Here is a 15,698-nt window from a genome sequence, read left to right as displayed (position 1 = left end):
GGGAACAATTTTACAGAATGCCTTTGGAAAAAGACCTTTATCCACATTCTTAATCGCTTCATGCACATCTTCTTTCGAGGCCGAAACACCCCTCGCACTATATCTCGATTCCGTTACCATTTACTAAGTGATTTTTGTGGGTACAAAAGTAACAAATTCTAATAGATTGTCAGTTAATATTCAAAAGTAGACCAACAAAAAAGGAAAGACTTTACAAGACTTTCCCTTTTTATTAAATATCGTGATTGCTAAGCGTATAAAAAGCGCTTAATCTTTCGTGTTGGCGTACGTTCAAAAGGATTGGGCTGCAATACCACCTTGTTAATCCTCGAGAATTTATTTACTTCCTGGTTCACCTTTTTCATGATTTCCTCAAGAATCTCGTCCGATCGTTCAGCAATATAATGCTGTGCATCCTCTTTCAATTGTTTAAAATGCTCCTCAATTTCCTCGGTGTTCAAATGAATCATCGCAACCAGTTTCCCTTTTTGCTCCACTACCAGCGATTCCAATACAAAACGCATTTTGTTGATCACCGATTCTATTTCTTCCGGGTAAATATTTTCGCCACTGGCTCCAACAATCATGGTTTTAATCCGCCCTTTAATGTACAACAGATTGTTTTTGTCGAACATTCCGCGATCTCCTGTTCGAAACCAGCCATCTTCGGTAAAAACGTCTTTTGTGATGTCCGGTGCTTTGTAATAACCTTTCATTACATTTTCGCCTTTGGCCTGAATTTCACCTTCTCCGGTTGCCGGATCGGGATTGGCAATTCGCAGCGACACACCCTTCATGGCAATTCCGGTTGACCCCACTTTGCGGTTTTTACCAACTGCTCCAGCCAAAAGAGGTGCCGTTTCGGTTAAACCGTAACCTATGGCATACGGAAACCCTCCTTCAAAAAGAAAGCGCTCAACTGTTGGATCGAGTTTTGCTCCTCCAATTCCGAAAAAGCGCAATTCGCCACCAAAAGTTTTATGCAATTTTTTAGCTGCAACCTTGTGCAATAATTTGCGTGATGGAGCAAACGAACTTAAAAAACGCATCAGTCCGCTTTTTTCAAAAGTTGGCTGAATTTTTCCTTTGTATACTTTTTCGATAATCAGCGGAACCAACAACATTATTGTAGGTTTTACCTGCTGTAAAGCGGGCATTAATACCGAGGCTACCGGCGGTTTACGCAGGTAATGCACTGATGCTCCGTACATCATTGGCAACAAAAATCCAACGGTATTTTCGAGTGTGTGCGACAATGGCAGGATTGAGATAAACCGGTCATCCGGATTAATTTCCTGTAGAGTGCGGCTTTGCTGTGCTGTCCACGCCAGGTTTTTGTGCGTTAACATCACACCTTTTGAATTTCCTGTGGTACCCGATGTATAAATTATCGATGCCAGTTCTTCTTCCTCTACATTTACCGGCAAAAATTTCCGGGTTGTTTGCGGCATCGAAGATTCTAACTTTTTCAAATGATCGGCCGGAGTTTCTTTTGGAATAACCGCAAAATTATCCACCAAAATCATGTGTTGAACAATCTCTGTAACTCCCTGGCTCACCGACTTATATAAACCTTCGGAAACAAAAAGTAATTTCGATTCGGAATGTTCTATAATGGTTTCAATCTCGTTCGAATGAAAATCGGGTAAAATTGGAACGGCCACGGCTCCAATTACCGAAACGGCAAAAAAGGCTTTCCCCCAGTTGGGCATGTTGGCGCTTAAAATGGCAACCTTATCGCCTTTTCCAATGCCCAGCTCAACTAAAAGCTCGGCCAAAAGTTCCACATCCTCTCCCATTTGCCTGTAGGTGAAATCCTCCTCACCGGCAAATTTTACCGAGGTATTATTTGCAAACTTCTCTACCGAATTGTAAAACAATGCCGGCAAAGTCAATCTTGTTTTGTCAATCATATTTTTTCTGTCCCTCTTAAAGCAAGTCTGTCTGCTTAAATAAACGCGGCAAAAATAGCAAAAAATCAATTCTTCAATGTGACTTCGATAACTAAGCACTAAAAACCGTCCACTTTCAATGTGTTGATTTTCTGTCTATTACAATATTTAGAATGAAATATTAACGTTTTTTATGGTTTAAAACACTAGTTTTAACAGCTAAAATTCGAATTATGGGGTCTAATATTCAACAAAAGGAGCTGATTTCAGCCACCGAAAACTTTATAAAACAGCACTTTGCAGCCGATAGTTCGGAGCACGACTGGTGGCATATTCACCGGGTAAGAAATATGGCTGTTCACCTGGCAGAAAACGAAGGCGGTGATCTTTTTCGGATTGAAATGGCAGCTTTGCTTCACGATCTTGACGACTGGAAGCTGGGCAATGAAGAAAACTCTTCAAGAACAAAAAGCTGGTTAGAACAGATTTCCATAACCAAAAAAGACGCGGATAAAATTGAACAGATTATTGAACAGGTATCGTTTAAGGGGGCCGGTGTTGAAACAAAAACCTCAAGCCTTGAAGCACAAATTGTTCAGGATGCCGACCGGCTGGATGCTATTGGCGCTATCGGAATTGCACGAACATTCGCTTACGGAGGCAACAAAGGGCGTTTGATCCATCATCCCGATATCGAACCAAAACTTCACAACAGTTTTGAAGAATATAAAAAGACCACGGCGCCAACCATTAATCACTTCTACGAAAAGTTGTTGTTGCTAAAAGACCGCATGAACACAAAAACCGCGCAGAAAATTGCTGAAGAACGCCATGTTTTTATGGAAAATTTCCTCGCCCAGTTTTTTTCTGAATGGGATTGCAAAAAATAAGTGCCACTATTGTTTTTTAAGCGTTTGCTTTTGTAAATTTAGGAAGCCTAAAAACAATTATGTATGAAAGTCGAACATCTGGCCATTTGGACCTACAACCTTGAGGGAATGCGCAGTTTTTATATGCACTATTTCGATGCATCGTCGAGTGACGTGTACCACAACCACAGCCGCGAATACCGCTCGTATTTTCTGTCGTTTAACGGTGATTGCCGCATCGAACTAATGGAAATGCCGGGTATTCCGAAATCGAAAGATAATCCGCTAAAACAGTTTACCGGACTCATTCATTTTGCCATTAAAGTGGGCTCACGAGATAAAGTAAATGAACTAACTGATACACTTCGGAAAGATGGGTTTAAGATTATTGGTGAGCCACGCTCAACCGGCGACGGATATTACGAAAGTATTATTTTAGATCCGGATGGGAACCGGGTTGAAATTATGGCCTGATTTAGTATTCCGCGCAGATTTAAGTCCAACGACTCTATAAGAAGAATGTCCTATTCCAGTTCATCGCCACACTCCCAAACTATTGTGGGGCGGTATTTGAGTGAATCAAAATCAACCGGATCAACCGTAACACCCCACTCAACAAGAGTACCATTGTTGTGATAAACTTCGCAATTGGAACATGACCAGTAATCGCAGTAAAGGTGATAGAAATATTCTTCGTTGTAGGTCCAGCGCTGCACCCTGCACCCATAACAATTGCCCGATTCTTCAAGTTCCGCAAGTTGTGCTTTCATCCAACTGGGTATAATAATTGGCTCCGGCTCGCGATCTTCGCAAGCCAGCATGGCAACAAGAAAGAGAGCTATGTAGAGAAGTTTTCGCATGTGCTCACAACTTTTTTCCGAAGTTAAGATTTCTTATTCAGCAAGAACGCTTTACTATCGATAAAGTTAATCATCATAAATGGTAAAAACCACATCGGTTTCAAAATTGTTGGCTCCCAACGACAACGAAATATCGCTAATTCTGAAATCCAGCGGAATGTTTGAAATCAATCCCATTCCACGGAAAAAATAAGTCGGATTGTCTTTTATTTCCGCAAAAGTGGATCCGTCATGTAAATTGCCACCACCCTTTTTATTTAACTTATCGCCATCACCCTGGCGTCTAACCTCCAGTTTTATTTCATCGGCCCATTCCACATTGGTTTTGTGCACATAAATCCGCCACTTTTCATTGCTCTGCTCCCAATAATTCTGTGATTCTACCGACAACTGAACGCCCGAATTAGCTGTAATTACCGCTTCTATATCCTCACCCGGATCGCTTACTTTTATCTGCACCTCGTTAAAAGTTACCATGCCTGTTAATGCCAACTGTAAACCCTGGGCATAAATATCAAAGGCAAAAAAACACAGCACTATTAAAAAGGAAAAACGTTTCATACTATTAGTTATCGGTTAAGGTATACAAAATGGTAAAATCGTGTGAGCCGCTTGCCGAAACCTTCTCCATTTGGCTGATATCGATCTCGAAATTTAGCTGGTGCCCGTTGCCAATTCCATTGCCGGTATAAGCGCTTCCAATACCGGTTATTATTGGCCGCGGATCGCTTCCAACCAACACTTTACCGGCTGAAGTTCCTTTCTTTCCTTCCCCGTTACCCGAATAATCGGCAGCCTGAATATACAACTCCAGCCCTTCGGGCACAGTTCCTCCCGCGATCTGCGCCACAATTGACCGATCGGGACTGAATTTACCTAATGCTGATGAATAGTTAATCCAGAATTCCTGTGATGTTAACTGACGTATTACCGGAGATCCACCAGATTCGGCGGCAGGTAAAAGTTCAAATTCGAGAGTACCGTTTCCAATGTATTCAACATCCATTAAAGCCACTTCGGGAAGCGAAAATCCAATATGAACAGTTTTTTCATTAAACTGCGCGCTGGCATTCCGGCACAACACCAGCCCCAATAACAAAGCAACTATTATGGTAGTTATAGTCTTCATTTCTTTTGTCCTATTTTTTGTAACGGTACAAGTTAAATACCTGTCCCTTATCAAACACAACTATAAACGGATTACTGAATTTAACCTTTAATCGGCCTAGCTCTTTTCTCGCTGTTTTTTTATCCGGATAGCGCCCTATATAATATTTGCGTAAGTTATCAATTTGTTTTTCGAAATAAAACTGCTCATTCTGAAAAAACGGGTCTCCATCAGGAATCTTCCGGCTAAAGGCCCCAATCTGTATACTGTAAAACGTTTCATCTTCCGAAACTTCAGGTTCCTTCTTCTTTGCTTCCGACTCTAACTTCAATCCTAAACCACTTTTTAGCATCGTATTTCCGGCTGGCTTAAAAATTATATTGTTCTTTTTGGTGGGCAGTACAATCTCCATTTCTTTGGTTTCGCCTTCGGAGAGCGAAAACTTATATTCCGATTGATCGATTTTATACCCGCCCGGAATTGAATTGGCATAGATTTCGAAAGTAAACTCACCCGGTTTTAGCAAGGGAAATACAAATGATCCATCTTTTTCGGTGGTTATCCGGTATTCATCCAGCGTTGATTTTGCCTCGATAATGATGTTCGCCGGAGTGGCATTTTCATCTGCGGCTGCTTTTAATCTGGCTTCCTCGAGTAGAATTTTTCCTTTGAGCACGGCACCTTTTAAAATCCGTACATCGATAGTTGAAACCTGATCTTCAAAAACATTCACTTCCACCGGGTTGGGAATATTTGTTAATTCATCAAGTTGAAAATTACTTTCGTCAAACGAAACCAAATGTGTTCCCGGCCGCACTAAATCAAACGTATAAACCCCGTTTTTATCGGTAACTGCCGTTTGATTTAGCAGTCGCACCCAAACGCCCTCAACCGGTTCGCCTTGCTCGTTGCTTACCCTACCACTGATAACACCGGCTTTTATTACCTGCTTAAGCGGCACACCAAATTTGTAGGCATAAGTGGCCGAAAGGGTAAACTCGGCCTCTTCAAGTTCGGTTTTAAAAATGGTGTAGAAACTACGCACTGAAATGCTATGGTTTTTCAGGAAATTGTAATTAAGGCTGAGCTGCATCAGGTTGCGGTTTTTGTAATAATCGTCGATATCGTAAGCGTTTTGTACGTAAAAATTGGTGTTAAAATTATCTGATATCTGGCTTGACGCCGACAAACCTGCTGTTAGATTTTGCTGCTTCCCCGACACAAATTCGTTGATATTCGACCAGGTTCCAAAAGCACTGATGTAATGCCGTGAATTTATTTTGATGGTAAAATCACCCGTTCCCCTGAAGCTGTTTTGTTCATTCTCGCCCGGATCAAGCAGAAAGTTGGTCGTTCTTCCGGCTTCTCCGGTTAAACTGTACCTAATCCAACGATATTTCTGGCTGAAACGGATATTTGCCGAACGCGTTTTATAATGAAATTTATTAAAACTCAACCTGTCTTTTCGCTCGTACTGTCGCACAAAAAGTTTCAGATGGCTTTGTAAACCTAATTTATAATCAACACTTCCCTGGTACGATTCAGTTATCGGAGCCGTTGCAAAAAAGGTGTCGAGCTGTGCATTCATAAAATCGCGTCGGGCGTATACACTTAAATTCAGTTTCTTACTCATCCTTGCTGAAACATTGGCCGAATAAAACTTTGAGTTATTGTAATATCCCGGGTAATTCTTTCCGGCATTATAGTAGTTTCCGGCAATATTAAACACCGAAAACTGCGAGTTGATGTTCAACCGGTACGCGTTGTCGACATTATTATTCAAATAACCGCGCGAAAGTTCCAGCTCAACATCAGTTCCTTTAAAAGGCGAGAACTCCGACATTAAACTCACCAACTGTGCCCGGTCGTCGTTAACCGCAAATTGTTTCGAGATGTAATAAGCTTCAACTTTATTACCCTCATTAAAATGATACCCCAGCACACCGGCCATTTCGTCCTTTATTTCTTCGAAGAAGCGCGGATCGACATAGGTAAATCCCAATTCCAAACCATTATTTAACCGAACCCGGCTTTCAACACCCATTCCGTATCGGGAAGACTCGGTTAATGGTGTGAACATATAATTCTTCTGACCGCCGAATAGCATAAAATTAGGGTTTTGGTACATCATGTAATACTGATCGTACAACCCGAGGTAGCTCAAATTGGTGCTGCTTGGCCCGCGTGCCAGAAACTCCAGCTGATGTTTACCTGCCTCGTCTAAAGTTCCCTGCCCCTGGACCTGCAGTTGGTAAGTCGACTCGTATTTTTCATTCCTGTTAACTGCCAGGTAGGTTCCCGACACCGAAACCGGAAACCGAAAAAACAGGTCCTTTTTCATATTTTTCGACGGAAATACCTGCGACCAACTGTTAACACTCTGCAAAACACGGTTTCCGGAACTTACGCGGATGGAGTAATATTCCCTTTCGCTGTTCACCAATTCTTCCGACGTGAGTTTTACCACTGTTATGGTTTTCGACTCGCCAACTTTTAGCCGAACTTCAGCCCCGCCTTCCACCTGGCAATTCTGGGTTTCGATAAAAAAGCTTTTGTCGGTATTTCCTTTATTTTGCAGAAGGTAACTGGCACGAATTTCTTCGCCGGCATAAACGTAGTCCGGCTTGTCCAGTTTTTGGATATCTATTTTTTCAAGCTCTAAAACCTGCACTTTTATCGAATCACGCTGCAAAACAGCACCGTTTACTACCGAATCAAATTGCGCCCCCACCGTATAATTACCCACGGCATAAGCTTCGGGAATTTGCATCGACAGTATATTAAACTTTTTTTCAGAAGGTTTTAGCTGAATAGTATTTGTTTGGGTAACCAGTTTCCACCCGTCAGGCAAAGTAAAAGCAGGTATCGCCTGCAGCTCATTTTCCGAATTATTCTGAATAAAAAAGGCAATGTTACAAACTTTTCCCGGCTGGGATTGGGCTTGTTTTTTTACAAAGGTTGTTTGCAGAACTTGCTGAGACAAAAGCTCAAGAGGCAAAGTCAGAAGAAATAAAAAGATCAACTTTGTCTCTATGCGCATAACTACAACTCGAGTGTTAAATTTGTTCCAAAAATATTATCCTCATCACAATCGGCAATCAGCACAGCAGCATATTCGCCGGGCTTTACACCTTCAAGCGGTAACGATAATAAAACAGAAGTAGTGGGGTAAGTTTTTCTTCGCTCGGCTTTAAAGACACCAACTGATTCTCCTTCAGCATTAAACAGCTCCAGGTTGAGTTCAGGTTTTAAAAGTCGTTCGCCGGTATTTTCAATTGCTACATTAAGCACTTGTGTTTCACTCTCGTTGGTCGTTAGCTCCATGCCCAAAAACTGCAGATCGCGTTTTCCGGTATTGCCAATATTAGTAACAACCTGCACGGCATATCGTATGGCGGTATGAATTTTCAGACCTGATGATGCAGCAGTTTCTTCAGGCCGTATTCCCTCCACCATTATCACGCTCCAGTAGGTTCCTTTCAGTGTGTCATTGGCCGGAACACTCACTTCAAAATCAACCACCGCGGTTTCGTTAGGCTGGAGTGTAAACAAATTCGGACTGTATTTTATCCAGGCAGCATTCGAACGTGCCAAGGTTCCGGCGTCATCGTGGCGGCTTTCGCCCGAAAATGCATACCAGTAATCACGCTGATACACTTTAACACTCTGCGGTTCCGTTCCTGTATTTTGAATCTTAATAGCTCCCCGATAACCCTCTCCGGCCATTGCAATGTTTTCGTGCGTCAACCCGTTTAACACAACGATATTTGCAAAACTTCTATTCGAAATAATGCCGGAAATAAATAATAATGGAATAAAAAAGAGAAAAAAACTTTTCATCAACATATTAGCTACTTATAAGTTTCGGCTAAAAATACTAATGAAAAACTAATTGTCGTCGGTTAATGTATATAATATTTGCAGTGAAGTTTCTGACTGTTTCAATTTTGCGTACTGATCCGCATCGTCATCCAGTTCAATTTTATAGGTAAGCAAGTGGCCATTCTGCGCTCCGCGTCCGGTATAGCAACTTCCGATATCAGAGATTACATCAACCGAACCATTTCGGAGAGCTACCCACGATAACGATTCTCCCAATTTTCCTTTTCCTTCTCCTCTACTCTCCGATGCCATTACTTTTAGCACCATTCCCTCTGGTATTTCACCAACAACTGTTGCTGTCACTTTTCTTTTTTGGTTTTTCCTCACAACCGAAGAATAGTTAATCCAAATGCCTGATTGTTCTTCTTTGTTTGTTTCGATTTGCTGACCGGCTGTGTTGGGAGGCAAAACACTAAGATTCACATCCGTGGTATTTTCGGACTGTAAGGCCAACAAAGCCACTTCAGGAATATCTATTCCCAAATGATGACTGATACTTTCCTGCGCACTTGCAGCCAAGGAAAAAAGAACCAGAAAAATAAAACATGATATTGCGTCCAACAACTTCATGTTTTAAATCTACGGCGAAATCTGCTAAAAAGAAATAGCTGAATAAAAAATCAGCAAAAAAGAACGGGTCAATCAGTAGATTGACCCGTTCACCCCTTATTGTTTATCTCTGTCCCTTTATTAATTCTCTGTTATAGTATAGGTTACCACCAGTGTATGATCTGCGGCTACCAGTTTCTCGTAGTTACTGTCGTCAACTGAAACGCTATACTCCAACTTGTGACCTTTATTTGCACCGTTTCCGGTATAACAACTTCCAATATTATCTACAACGGTTACGCCTCCTTCAGTTAAATCAACGGTATAACCTTTTCCTGTTTTACCTTTTTTCGATGAAGTAGCAGCCGATTCACTGGTTGCTACATTAACCTTCAAACCTTCAGGTAATTTCGAAATTTTAGCAGAAATTGTATTGGTGCTTCCCGAACCAACAATTGATGAGTAGTTTAACCACAGCTGCTTGTTGCTTCCGCTGGCTGCGAAAGTCATTTCTTCACCGGCATTAACAAAAGCTTTTGAGTCAAAACTAATATCAGTCGAACCTTCGCTCTCGATAGCAATCAATGCCTGCTTATCAATTTTAATATTCAAATTGTGTGAATCACTTTTTTGCGCTTTCGCAATGCTTGAAACCCCCAGAACTAAAATCGCTGCTAATAAAAATGTTACTTTTTTCATGATGTTGTGTTGTTTATTTGTTTGTAATTTTTTCTTCAAAAAGCTGTTGTATCCTTTAGGGTCGGATACGCCTTTTAATAAACAACACTAATGCCAGAACATGTTATTTCCTGAATTTCAAACACTTAGAATCCATACCAAAACAAAATCATGTCCCTCACTGGGACAATTAATCACCCATTGGGACATATCGGCATTTTGGGACAATTAAGACTGAATAAAATTAATTGGGAATTCTACAACGAAAAAGCCTATTTCCCGGAAAGAATATAGTCGGCTGCAATTTCAAGCTCTTTGTACCACTCGGCACCATACTTAGCGGTGAGTGGCTCTTTTAAGAATTTGTAAAGCGGTAGTTTTACCGATGCACCACATTTACGCCCGGGTTTACAGATATCGAGCTCCTGGTAGTTTACGGCATCAAAACGTTTGTATTCGGTAATACGAATGGGGAACAAATGACACGACAATGGTTTGCGGAATTTTGTTTTCCCTTCAAAATGCGCTTTTTCGATGGCACATTTTAAAATACCTTGTTTATTGTAATAGGAGTAAACACACTGACGGTCATCAACAAGCGGCGTTACCAGATCGCCATCGCTATCAATAACCGAGTAGCCCTGTTTCTCCACTTCGCGTTTGTGTTTTTCGGGAAGCAGATCTTCAAAAGTGTGATAGTTCTCTTCAATAAGAATGGCCTCTTCATCGGTAAGCGGAGCACCCGAATCACCTTCAATACAACAAGCGCCTTTGCATTTTAAAATATCACAAAGGAAATGTTTTTCAAAAACATCACGGCTTACTATGGCACGACCAATCTCTATCACTTCTTTCAAATTTATTTTGGTACAAATATTAAAAAACAAACCTTACTTGCAGCACAAGTAAGGTTTGAAATTTATTTAAAGTATCGTCTTACTTCTTAATAAGGTTTTTACCGGTCATCTCGGCAGGAACCTCAAGTCCCATGTCGGCCAACAATGTTGGAGCAACATCAGCCAGAATACCGTTATCCAATGTTATTCCTTCTTTTTCGGTAACAAAAATACAAGGAACCGGATTTAACGAGTGAGCTGTATTTTCCGATCCATCATCGTTAACCGCATTGTCGGCATTACCGTGGTCGGCAATGATCATGATATCGTAACCACCTTTCTGAGCTGCAGTAACCACCTCTTTTGCACAAGCATCAACCGCCTGAACTGCTTTGTAAACAGCTTCGTAAACACCGGTGTGACCAACCATATCGCCGTTGGCAAAATTCAGACAAACAAAGTCAGCCTCTCCGTTTTCCAGTTTCGGAACGATAGCTTTTGCCACTTCCGGAGCCGACATTTCAGGCTGAAGATCGTAAGTAGGAACTTTTGGCGAAGGAATAAGAATACGGCTTTCGCCTTCAAATTCTGCCTCGCGGCCACCACTAAAGAAGAAAGTTACGTGAGCGTATTTTTCGGTCTCGGCAATACGGATTTGTTTTTTACCTGCTCTTTCAATTACCTCACCCATGGTGTTGGTCACGTTATCTTTTTCGAAGATCACGTTAATACCTTTAAAATCGGCTTTATAAGTTGTCATGGTATACCACTGCAAATTCATGGTGTGCATGTCATACTCATGTTTGTCTTCCTGAGTAAATGCAATAGTTGTCTGACGTAGACGGTCGGTACGGAAGTTAAAGCAGATTACCACATCTTCTTCTTCGATTTTTGCCAGTGGCTCTCCGGCTTCGTCAACCATTACAACCGGGTTCAGGAACTCATCGGTTACACCGGCATCGTATGATGCCTGCATTGAAGCCAGAATATCAGTCGATTTTTCACCTTTACCTTGTGTATACAAATCGTAAGCTAATTTCAAACGATCGTAGTTATTGTCGCGATCCATTCCGTAGTAACGACCGATCAACGATGCAAATTTCCCAACTGTTCCTTCCAGCGCTTTCAGGTCGTTTTCAAGAAAACCATAACCTGAACGTGGGTCAGTATCACGACCGTCAGTTAAACCATGGATAAAAACATCTTCCAATCCCATATCAGTAGCAATCTGACAAAGCGCTACCATGTGCGAACTTAAAGCATGAACTCCACCAGGGCCAATCAAACCAATCAGGTGAACTTTCTTTTTATTGTCTTTTGCGTAGTTGTACGCTTTTAAAATCTGCGGATGCTGCCACAACGACTTGTCTTTAATGGCACGTGTAATTTTTACCATGTCCTGGTACAAAACACGTCCGGCTCCAATGTTAAGGTGACCCACTTCCGAGTTACCCATCTGCCCATCTGGCAAACCAACATTCTCGCCACTTGCAAGCAACTGCGAGTGTGGGTATTTTTCCATCAACGAATCGATAAAAGGAGTTGGAGCAGTTGCTACAATGTCGCTTTTCGATCCGTCACCGATTCCCCATCCATCGAGAATCATTAATAAAGTCTTCTGATTATCAGCCATTATATTCTGTTTTTATTAAATATCAATTTTAGAACGGACAAAAATATCCTTTTTAAAATCATTAAGGAAATTACAGCCAATATGTTCAGGATGATTTAACAATCTTTTGGAATTAATTGAGCTTATTAATTTAATTTTGCCAGGTGTGCTTTGCAGAACTCTGTTCACCGCTAATTGTTCTGAGCATGCAACTTCTAAAGCCTTTATCCGTTTTAGTTGTGAAGTAGACTTAAATGAAACGAACATGAATTTTTATTCTTCAAATTCACAACAGGAAGAATTAAAATTCATCGAGAGTTACATCGAATACAAAAGAAATAGACAATTTTGATGAGATGAAACGAATAAAGATTGAAATACCGGTTATTCTGCTTACCATCATAATCATCTCGTTGTTGGGCTTGTCGGGGAATTTTGTGTACAAAAGTTTATCAGAAATCGTTAATTCCATGCTTTCCGAATCGAAACCCGACAACACCCTTACCCTGGTAAAAGATGTGGCCATGGATTTGAACGAAACCGAAAACATGGTGAGGCTTTATTCGCTCAGCAACGACAATGATTACCTCGAGAATTACAGAACTGTAAATGAATCGCTCGAAACAAAATTTGAAGAATTACAATCCGTTTACAACCCAGACAGCAACCGGCAAATACTGGTTGATTCGGTGCTGATCCTGGCGCAGCAAAAAATGGTTGTCTGGGAAAAAATTCTAAACCTTCACTTTTCGCGCGGAAACGAACACGAAGCTTTTAACCAATATGTTGAAACGCTCGACACCGTTTTAACGGTGCAGGATACCATTCATTTTGTAGAGCCGGAAAAGAGAGGCCTTATAAAACGTATTTTCGGAAAAAAACAGGAGCCGCCAAAACCCATAATTGTTGACCGGACTGTGGAGAAACAGCGCCTGCAACAAGAAATTGAGTCGCTTGAAAAGGAACTGAAGCAACGTAACCAACGAATGAGTTCGGCAGAAGCAGTTTACATGCGCAAAAACCTTGAGATCAGTGAAAATCTTTCTGATATTATTACAAAACTGGAACGACAGGAAGAAGAAAGTTTTATGCGGCAATCGCAGGAAGCCGAGCTGCTGGCCAACGAAACCTACGAACGTTTATCGTACTTTGCCTTGTCGGTGTTTCTATTGCTGATTTTGGTTTTGATCCTGTTTTTCCGCGACCTCCGAAAATCGCGTTCATACCAAAAAGTATTAAAGAAAGCCAAAACACACGCTGAAAATCTGGCACGTACAAAAGAATTATTTGTGGCCACCGTAAGCCATGAAATGCGAACGCCTGTTAATGCCATTTATGGTTTGAGTGAACAGTTGCTGCAGAAACAATACGACGATAAAACTCAGGAAGATCTGAGAGTAATTTTCGACTCCACCAAACATTTAGCCGAACTGGTAAATGATACATTTGATTTTTCAAGACTTGAAAAACAAAATATACAGCTTATACCTGTACATTTTTCATTGAAAGATCTGCTGCACAAAATCGAGTTGTACAACAAACCGAGTGCGCAAGCCAAAAACATCAGTTTCACTATTGAGAATAATGTAGTAAAGGATTTGGTGCTGTTTGGCGACGAAGGCCGGCTGAAACAGATTTTAAACAACCTGCTTACCAACGCTCTGAAATTCACTGACGAAGGAGAAGTAAAACTGGTGGTTACCGCCGAAGAGCGGAAAAAACAAATACAACTTAATTTCGAAATCTCAGACACAGGAATTGGCATACCAAAAGAAAGCCAGGAGAAGATTTTTGATGATTTTGTGCAACTGGATACCGACATCAATAAAAAAGCAGGCGGCACCGGTTTGGGGCTTTATATTGTAAAAAAACTGGTCGATCTGCTCGGTGGAAAAATTACTGTGGAAAGTGAAGTTAATAAAGGAACACGTTTTTTCGTTTCTATTCCGCTGCAAAAAGGAGACAGCGGAAAACTTCAGCAAACATTTAAAAGTTTCGATACACCTGAAGTACTAAAAGGCAAAGCGGTATTAATTGTTGATGACGAAGCTTTTAACCGCCACTTACTTCAAAGCATTTTCACCAAATGGAAGGTTGATTTTGATAAAGCCGAAAACGGACAGGAAGCGGTTGCTCTGGCAGCACAAAACAACTACGCCCTGATTCTTATGGACATTCGAATGCCGGTAATGAACGGAACCGAGGCTGCCCATGCAATTAAAGAAACCGGACACAAAGCGCGGATCATTTCATTGTCGGCAAATTCTGATTCTGCTAATCCTGATGAAAAAAGTGCGTTTGACAGTTCGCTGAAAAAACCTTTTGATGAAGCAGCACTGTACAATATTATTTGCAATACCGTTGAAGTAAAGCCAGCACAAGAAACTTCTAAACAGGAAAAAACATTTATGTATCGGCCCGATCTGAGTGAACTAAAACGTATGGGAAACGGTGATCCCGAATTCCTGAAAGAAATGATCGACCTGTTTCTAAAAACCAGTACAGCCAGTATGCAATCGATCGACGAAAACCTGGTCAGTAAAAATTACGACGCCATTGCCGAGCTGGCACATAAACTGGCATCGCCGGTAAAATATATGAATGTAACCGCGGTTTACAACACCATAAAAGAACTGGAGCAATTGGCAAAAAAAGGCAACGAATCAACAAGTATCGAAGAAAAAACTGCTCAGCTGCACCACGAAATTGAAGCGCTGAACAAAGAACTGGAAACACTTCTCAAAGAAAAGTTCGAATAACTGATAAATATTGTTTTCCGAATCCGGTCATATTCAATACATTTGTTTTTTACTAAAAACCAATTCGGAAATTATATGCACCATAAACAAGTTACAATACCAGGATGGCTGCGCTGGGTCGCATTGGTAGCCGTTAGCCTTACCATGTTTGGAAGCTACTACATGTACGACAGCGTTGCCTACGTAGCAAAAGATTTTATCGAATTACTGGGCTTCAGCCAGACGAACATCGGACAGCTGTATACCATGTACAGTATTGCCGCCGTAATCGTTCTGTTCTTTAGCGGTGTTTTTATCGACAAATACGGTACGCGTGTTTCCATGGTATTGTTTGGTGCCATTTGTAGTTTGGCAGGTTTTGTTACAGCTTTTAGCGACAATTTAACCGTTATACTTATCGGCAGATTTATTTTAGGATTTGGCAGCGAGCCATTAATTGTGGCGCTTACGGTGGCGCTGGCAAAATGGTTTAAAGGAAAAGAACTTGGGTTTGCATTGGGCATCAACCTGCTTATTGGCCGGGGCGGATCTTATTTTGTTGACCGTTCAAATACCTGGGCCAGTTCGATATACGACATGGGATGGCAGCCCGTTTTATACCTTGCTGCCGGAATCGGATTACTCTGCTTTTTAGGCGGTGTTATCTACTATTT

The 15,698-nt window shown here is 41.2% G+C and carries 14 protein-coding genes and 1 pseudogene; 4 read left to right on the top strand and 11 right to left on the bottom strand.

Annotated elements, in window-relative coordinates; all coding sequences use genetic code 11:
* Together ABZB17_RS11420 and ABZB17_RS11415 are read right to left on the bottom strand one after the other, a co-directional pair.
* Nucleotides 1-120 (bottom strand): annotated as a pseudogene (locus ABZB17_RS11420) (phosphoribosylformylglycinamidine cyclo-ligase); the annotation flags it as partial.
* Between the two features lie 128 nt (nt 121-248).
* The gene (locus ABZB17_RS11415; protein WP_372650344.1) at nt 249-1,913 is read right to left on the bottom strand and encodes an AMP-binding protein; all 1,665 of its coding nucleotides are present in this window, start codon (nt 1,911-1,913) and stop codon (nt 249-251) included.
* Between the two features lie 212 nt (nt 1,914-2,125).
* Here ABZB17_RS11415 and ABZB17_RS11410 point away from each other — a divergent pair, with 212 nt between their 5' ends.
* Entirely contained in the window at nt 2,126-2,782 is a 657-nt protein-coding gene (locus ABZB17_RS11410) for an HD domain-containing protein (RefSeq protein WP_372650342.1), read from the top strand.
* A 63-nt stretch (nt 2,783-2,845) separates the two neighbouring features.
* Nucleotides 2,846-3,235, top strand: coding sequence for a VOC family protein (locus ABZB17_RS11405; protein ID WP_372650340.1), 390 nt, complete (start codon nt 2,846-2,848; stop codon nt 3,233-3,235).
* Between the two features lie 50 nt (nt 3,236-3,285).
* On the opposite strand, the gene ABZB17_RS11400 is transcribed toward ABZB17_RS11405, so the two are convergent.
* From ABZB17_RS11400 to gpmI, 9 genes are all read right to left on the bottom strand, one after another.
* On the bottom strand, nt 3,286-3,621 hold the full coding sequence (locus ABZB17_RS11400) for a hypothetical protein (protein WP_372650338.1): 336 nt from the start codon (nt 3,619-3,621) through the stop codon (nt 3,286-3,288).
* A gap of 66 nt (nt 3,622-3,687) precedes the next feature.
* Nucleotides 3,688-4,182: a hypothetical protein gene (locus tag ABZB17_RS11395; RefSeq protein WP_372650336.1), complete on the bottom strand. Its 495-nt coding sequence runs from the start codon at nt 4,180-4,182 to the stop codon at nt 3,688-3,690.
* A 4-nt stretch (nt 4,183-4,186) separates the two neighbouring features.
* Nucleotides 4,187-4,750, bottom strand: coding sequence for a hypothetical protein (locus tag ABZB17_RS11390; RefSeq protein WP_372650335.1), 564 nt, complete (start codon nt 4,748-4,750; stop codon nt 4,187-4,189).
* A 10-nt stretch (nt 4,751-4,760) separates the two neighbouring features.
* Nucleotides 4,761-7,769 carry a carboxypeptidase regulatory-like domain-containing protein gene (locus ABZB17_RS11385; RefSeq protein ID WP_372650333.1) on the bottom strand — a complete coding sequence of 1,003 codons (3,009 nt, stop codon included), beginning with the start codon at nt 7,767-7,769 and terminating at the stop codon, nt 4,761-4,763.
* Between the two features lie 2 nt (nt 7,770-7,771).
* The gene (locus ABZB17_RS11380; protein WP_372650331.1) at nt 7,772-8,569 is read right to left on the bottom strand and encodes a hypothetical protein; all 798 of its coding nucleotides are present in this window, start codon (nt 8,567-8,569) and stop codon (nt 7,772-7,774) included.
* Nucleotides 8,570-8,617: 48 nt separating this feature from the next.
* The gene (locus ABZB17_RS11375; RefSeq protein WP_372650329.1) at nt 8,618-9,172 is read right to left on the bottom strand and encodes a hypothetical protein; all 555 of its coding nucleotides are present in this window, start codon (nt 9,170-9,172) and stop codon (nt 8,618-8,620) included.
* A 129-nt stretch (nt 9,173-9,301) separates the two neighbouring features.
* The gene (locus ABZB17_RS11370; RefSeq protein WP_372650327.1) at nt 9,302-9,859 is read right to left on the bottom strand and encodes a hypothetical protein; all 558 of its coding nucleotides are present in this window, start codon (nt 9,857-9,859) and stop codon (nt 9,302-9,304) included.
* A 251-nt stretch (nt 9,860-10,110) separates the two neighbouring features.
* Nucleotides 10,111-10,686: a DUF3109 family protein gene (locus ABZB17_RS11365; protein WP_372650346.1), complete on the bottom strand. Its 576-nt coding sequence runs from the start codon at nt 10,684-10,686 to the stop codon at nt 10,111-10,113.
* Between the two features lie 88 nt (nt 10,687-10,774).
* Nucleotides 10,775-12,307, bottom strand: a complete 1,533-nt coding sequence (gpmI, locus tag ABZB17_RS11360; RefSeq protein WP_372650325.1) for a 2,3-bisphosphoglycerate-independent phosphoglycerate mutase — start codon at nt 12,305-12,307, stop codon at nt 10,775-10,777.
* Nucleotides 12,308-12,642: 335 nt separating this feature from the next.
* Between gpmI and ABZB17_RS11355 the strand changes: the two genes are divergently transcribed.
* Together ABZB17_RS11355 and ABZB17_RS11350 are read left to right on the top strand one after the other, a co-directional pair.
* A complete protein-coding gene (locus ABZB17_RS11355; RefSeq protein ID WP_372650323.1) occupies nt 12,643-15,045 on the top strand; it encodes an ATP-binding protein in 2,403 nt (800 codons plus the stop codon).
* Nucleotides 15,046-15,120: 75 nt separating this feature from the next.
* Nucleotides 15,121-15,698: MFS transporter (locus tag ABZB17_RS11350; protein WP_372650321.1), on the top strand; the 578-nt coding region annotated here is incomplete at its 3' end.

The sequence above is a fragment of the Draconibacterium sp. genome (assembly GCF_041583095.1).
Taxonomy (GTDB): domain Bacteria; phylum Bacteroidota; class Bacteroidia; order Bacteroidales; family Prolixibacteraceae; genus Draconibacterium.
Note: the sequence above shows the minus strand (reverse complement) of the source record. Positions and strands in the feature narration are given on the sequence as shown.

Excerpts from the sequence above, each read along its gene's own strand:
- ABZB17_RS11355 (WP_372650323.1), top strand. The coding sequence starts at position 12,643 with ATGAAACGAATAAAGATTGAAATACCGGTTATTCTGCTTACCATCATA.
- ABZB17_RS11415 (WP_372650344.1), bottom strand. The coding sequence starts at position 1,913 with ATGATTGACAAAACAAGATTGACTTTGCCGGCATTGTTTTACAATTCG.
- gpmI (WP_372650325.1), bottom strand. The coding sequence starts at position 12,307 with ATGGCTGATAATCAGAAGACTTTATTAATGATTCTCGATGGATGGGGA.
- ABZB17_RS11395 (WP_372650336.1), bottom strand. The coding sequence starts at position 4,182 with ATGAAACGTTTTTCCTTTTTAATAGTGCTGTGTTTTTTTGCCTTTGAT.
- ABZB17_RS11370 (WP_372650327.1), bottom strand. The coding sequence starts at position 9,859 with ATGAAAAAAGTAACATTTTTATTAGCAGCGATTTTAGTTCTGGGGGTT.
- ABZB17_RS11385 (WP_372650333.1), bottom strand. The coding sequence starts at position 7,769 with ATGCGCATAGAGACAAAGTTGATCTTTTTATTTCTTCTGACTTTGCCT.
- ABZB17_RS11400 (WP_372650338.1), bottom strand. The coding sequence starts at position 3,621 with ATGCGAAAACTTCTCTACATAGCTCTCTTTCTTGTTGCCATGCTGGCT.
- ABZB17_RS11390 (WP_372650335.1), bottom strand. The coding sequence starts at position 4,750 with ATGAAGACTATAACTACCATAATAGTTGCTTTGTTATTGGGGCTGGTG.
- ABZB17_RS11380 (WP_372650331.1), bottom strand. The coding sequence starts at position 8,569 with ATGAAAAGTTTTTTTCTCTTTTTTATTCCATTATTATTTATTTCCGGC.
- ABZB17_RS11405 (WP_372650340.1), top strand. The coding sequence starts at position 2,846 with ATGAAAGTCGAACATCTGGCCATTTGGACCTACAACCTTGAGGGAATG.
- ABZB17_RS11410 (WP_372650342.1), top strand. The coding sequence starts at position 2,126 with ATGGGGTCTAATATTCAACAAAAGGAGCTGATTTCAGCCACCGAAAAC.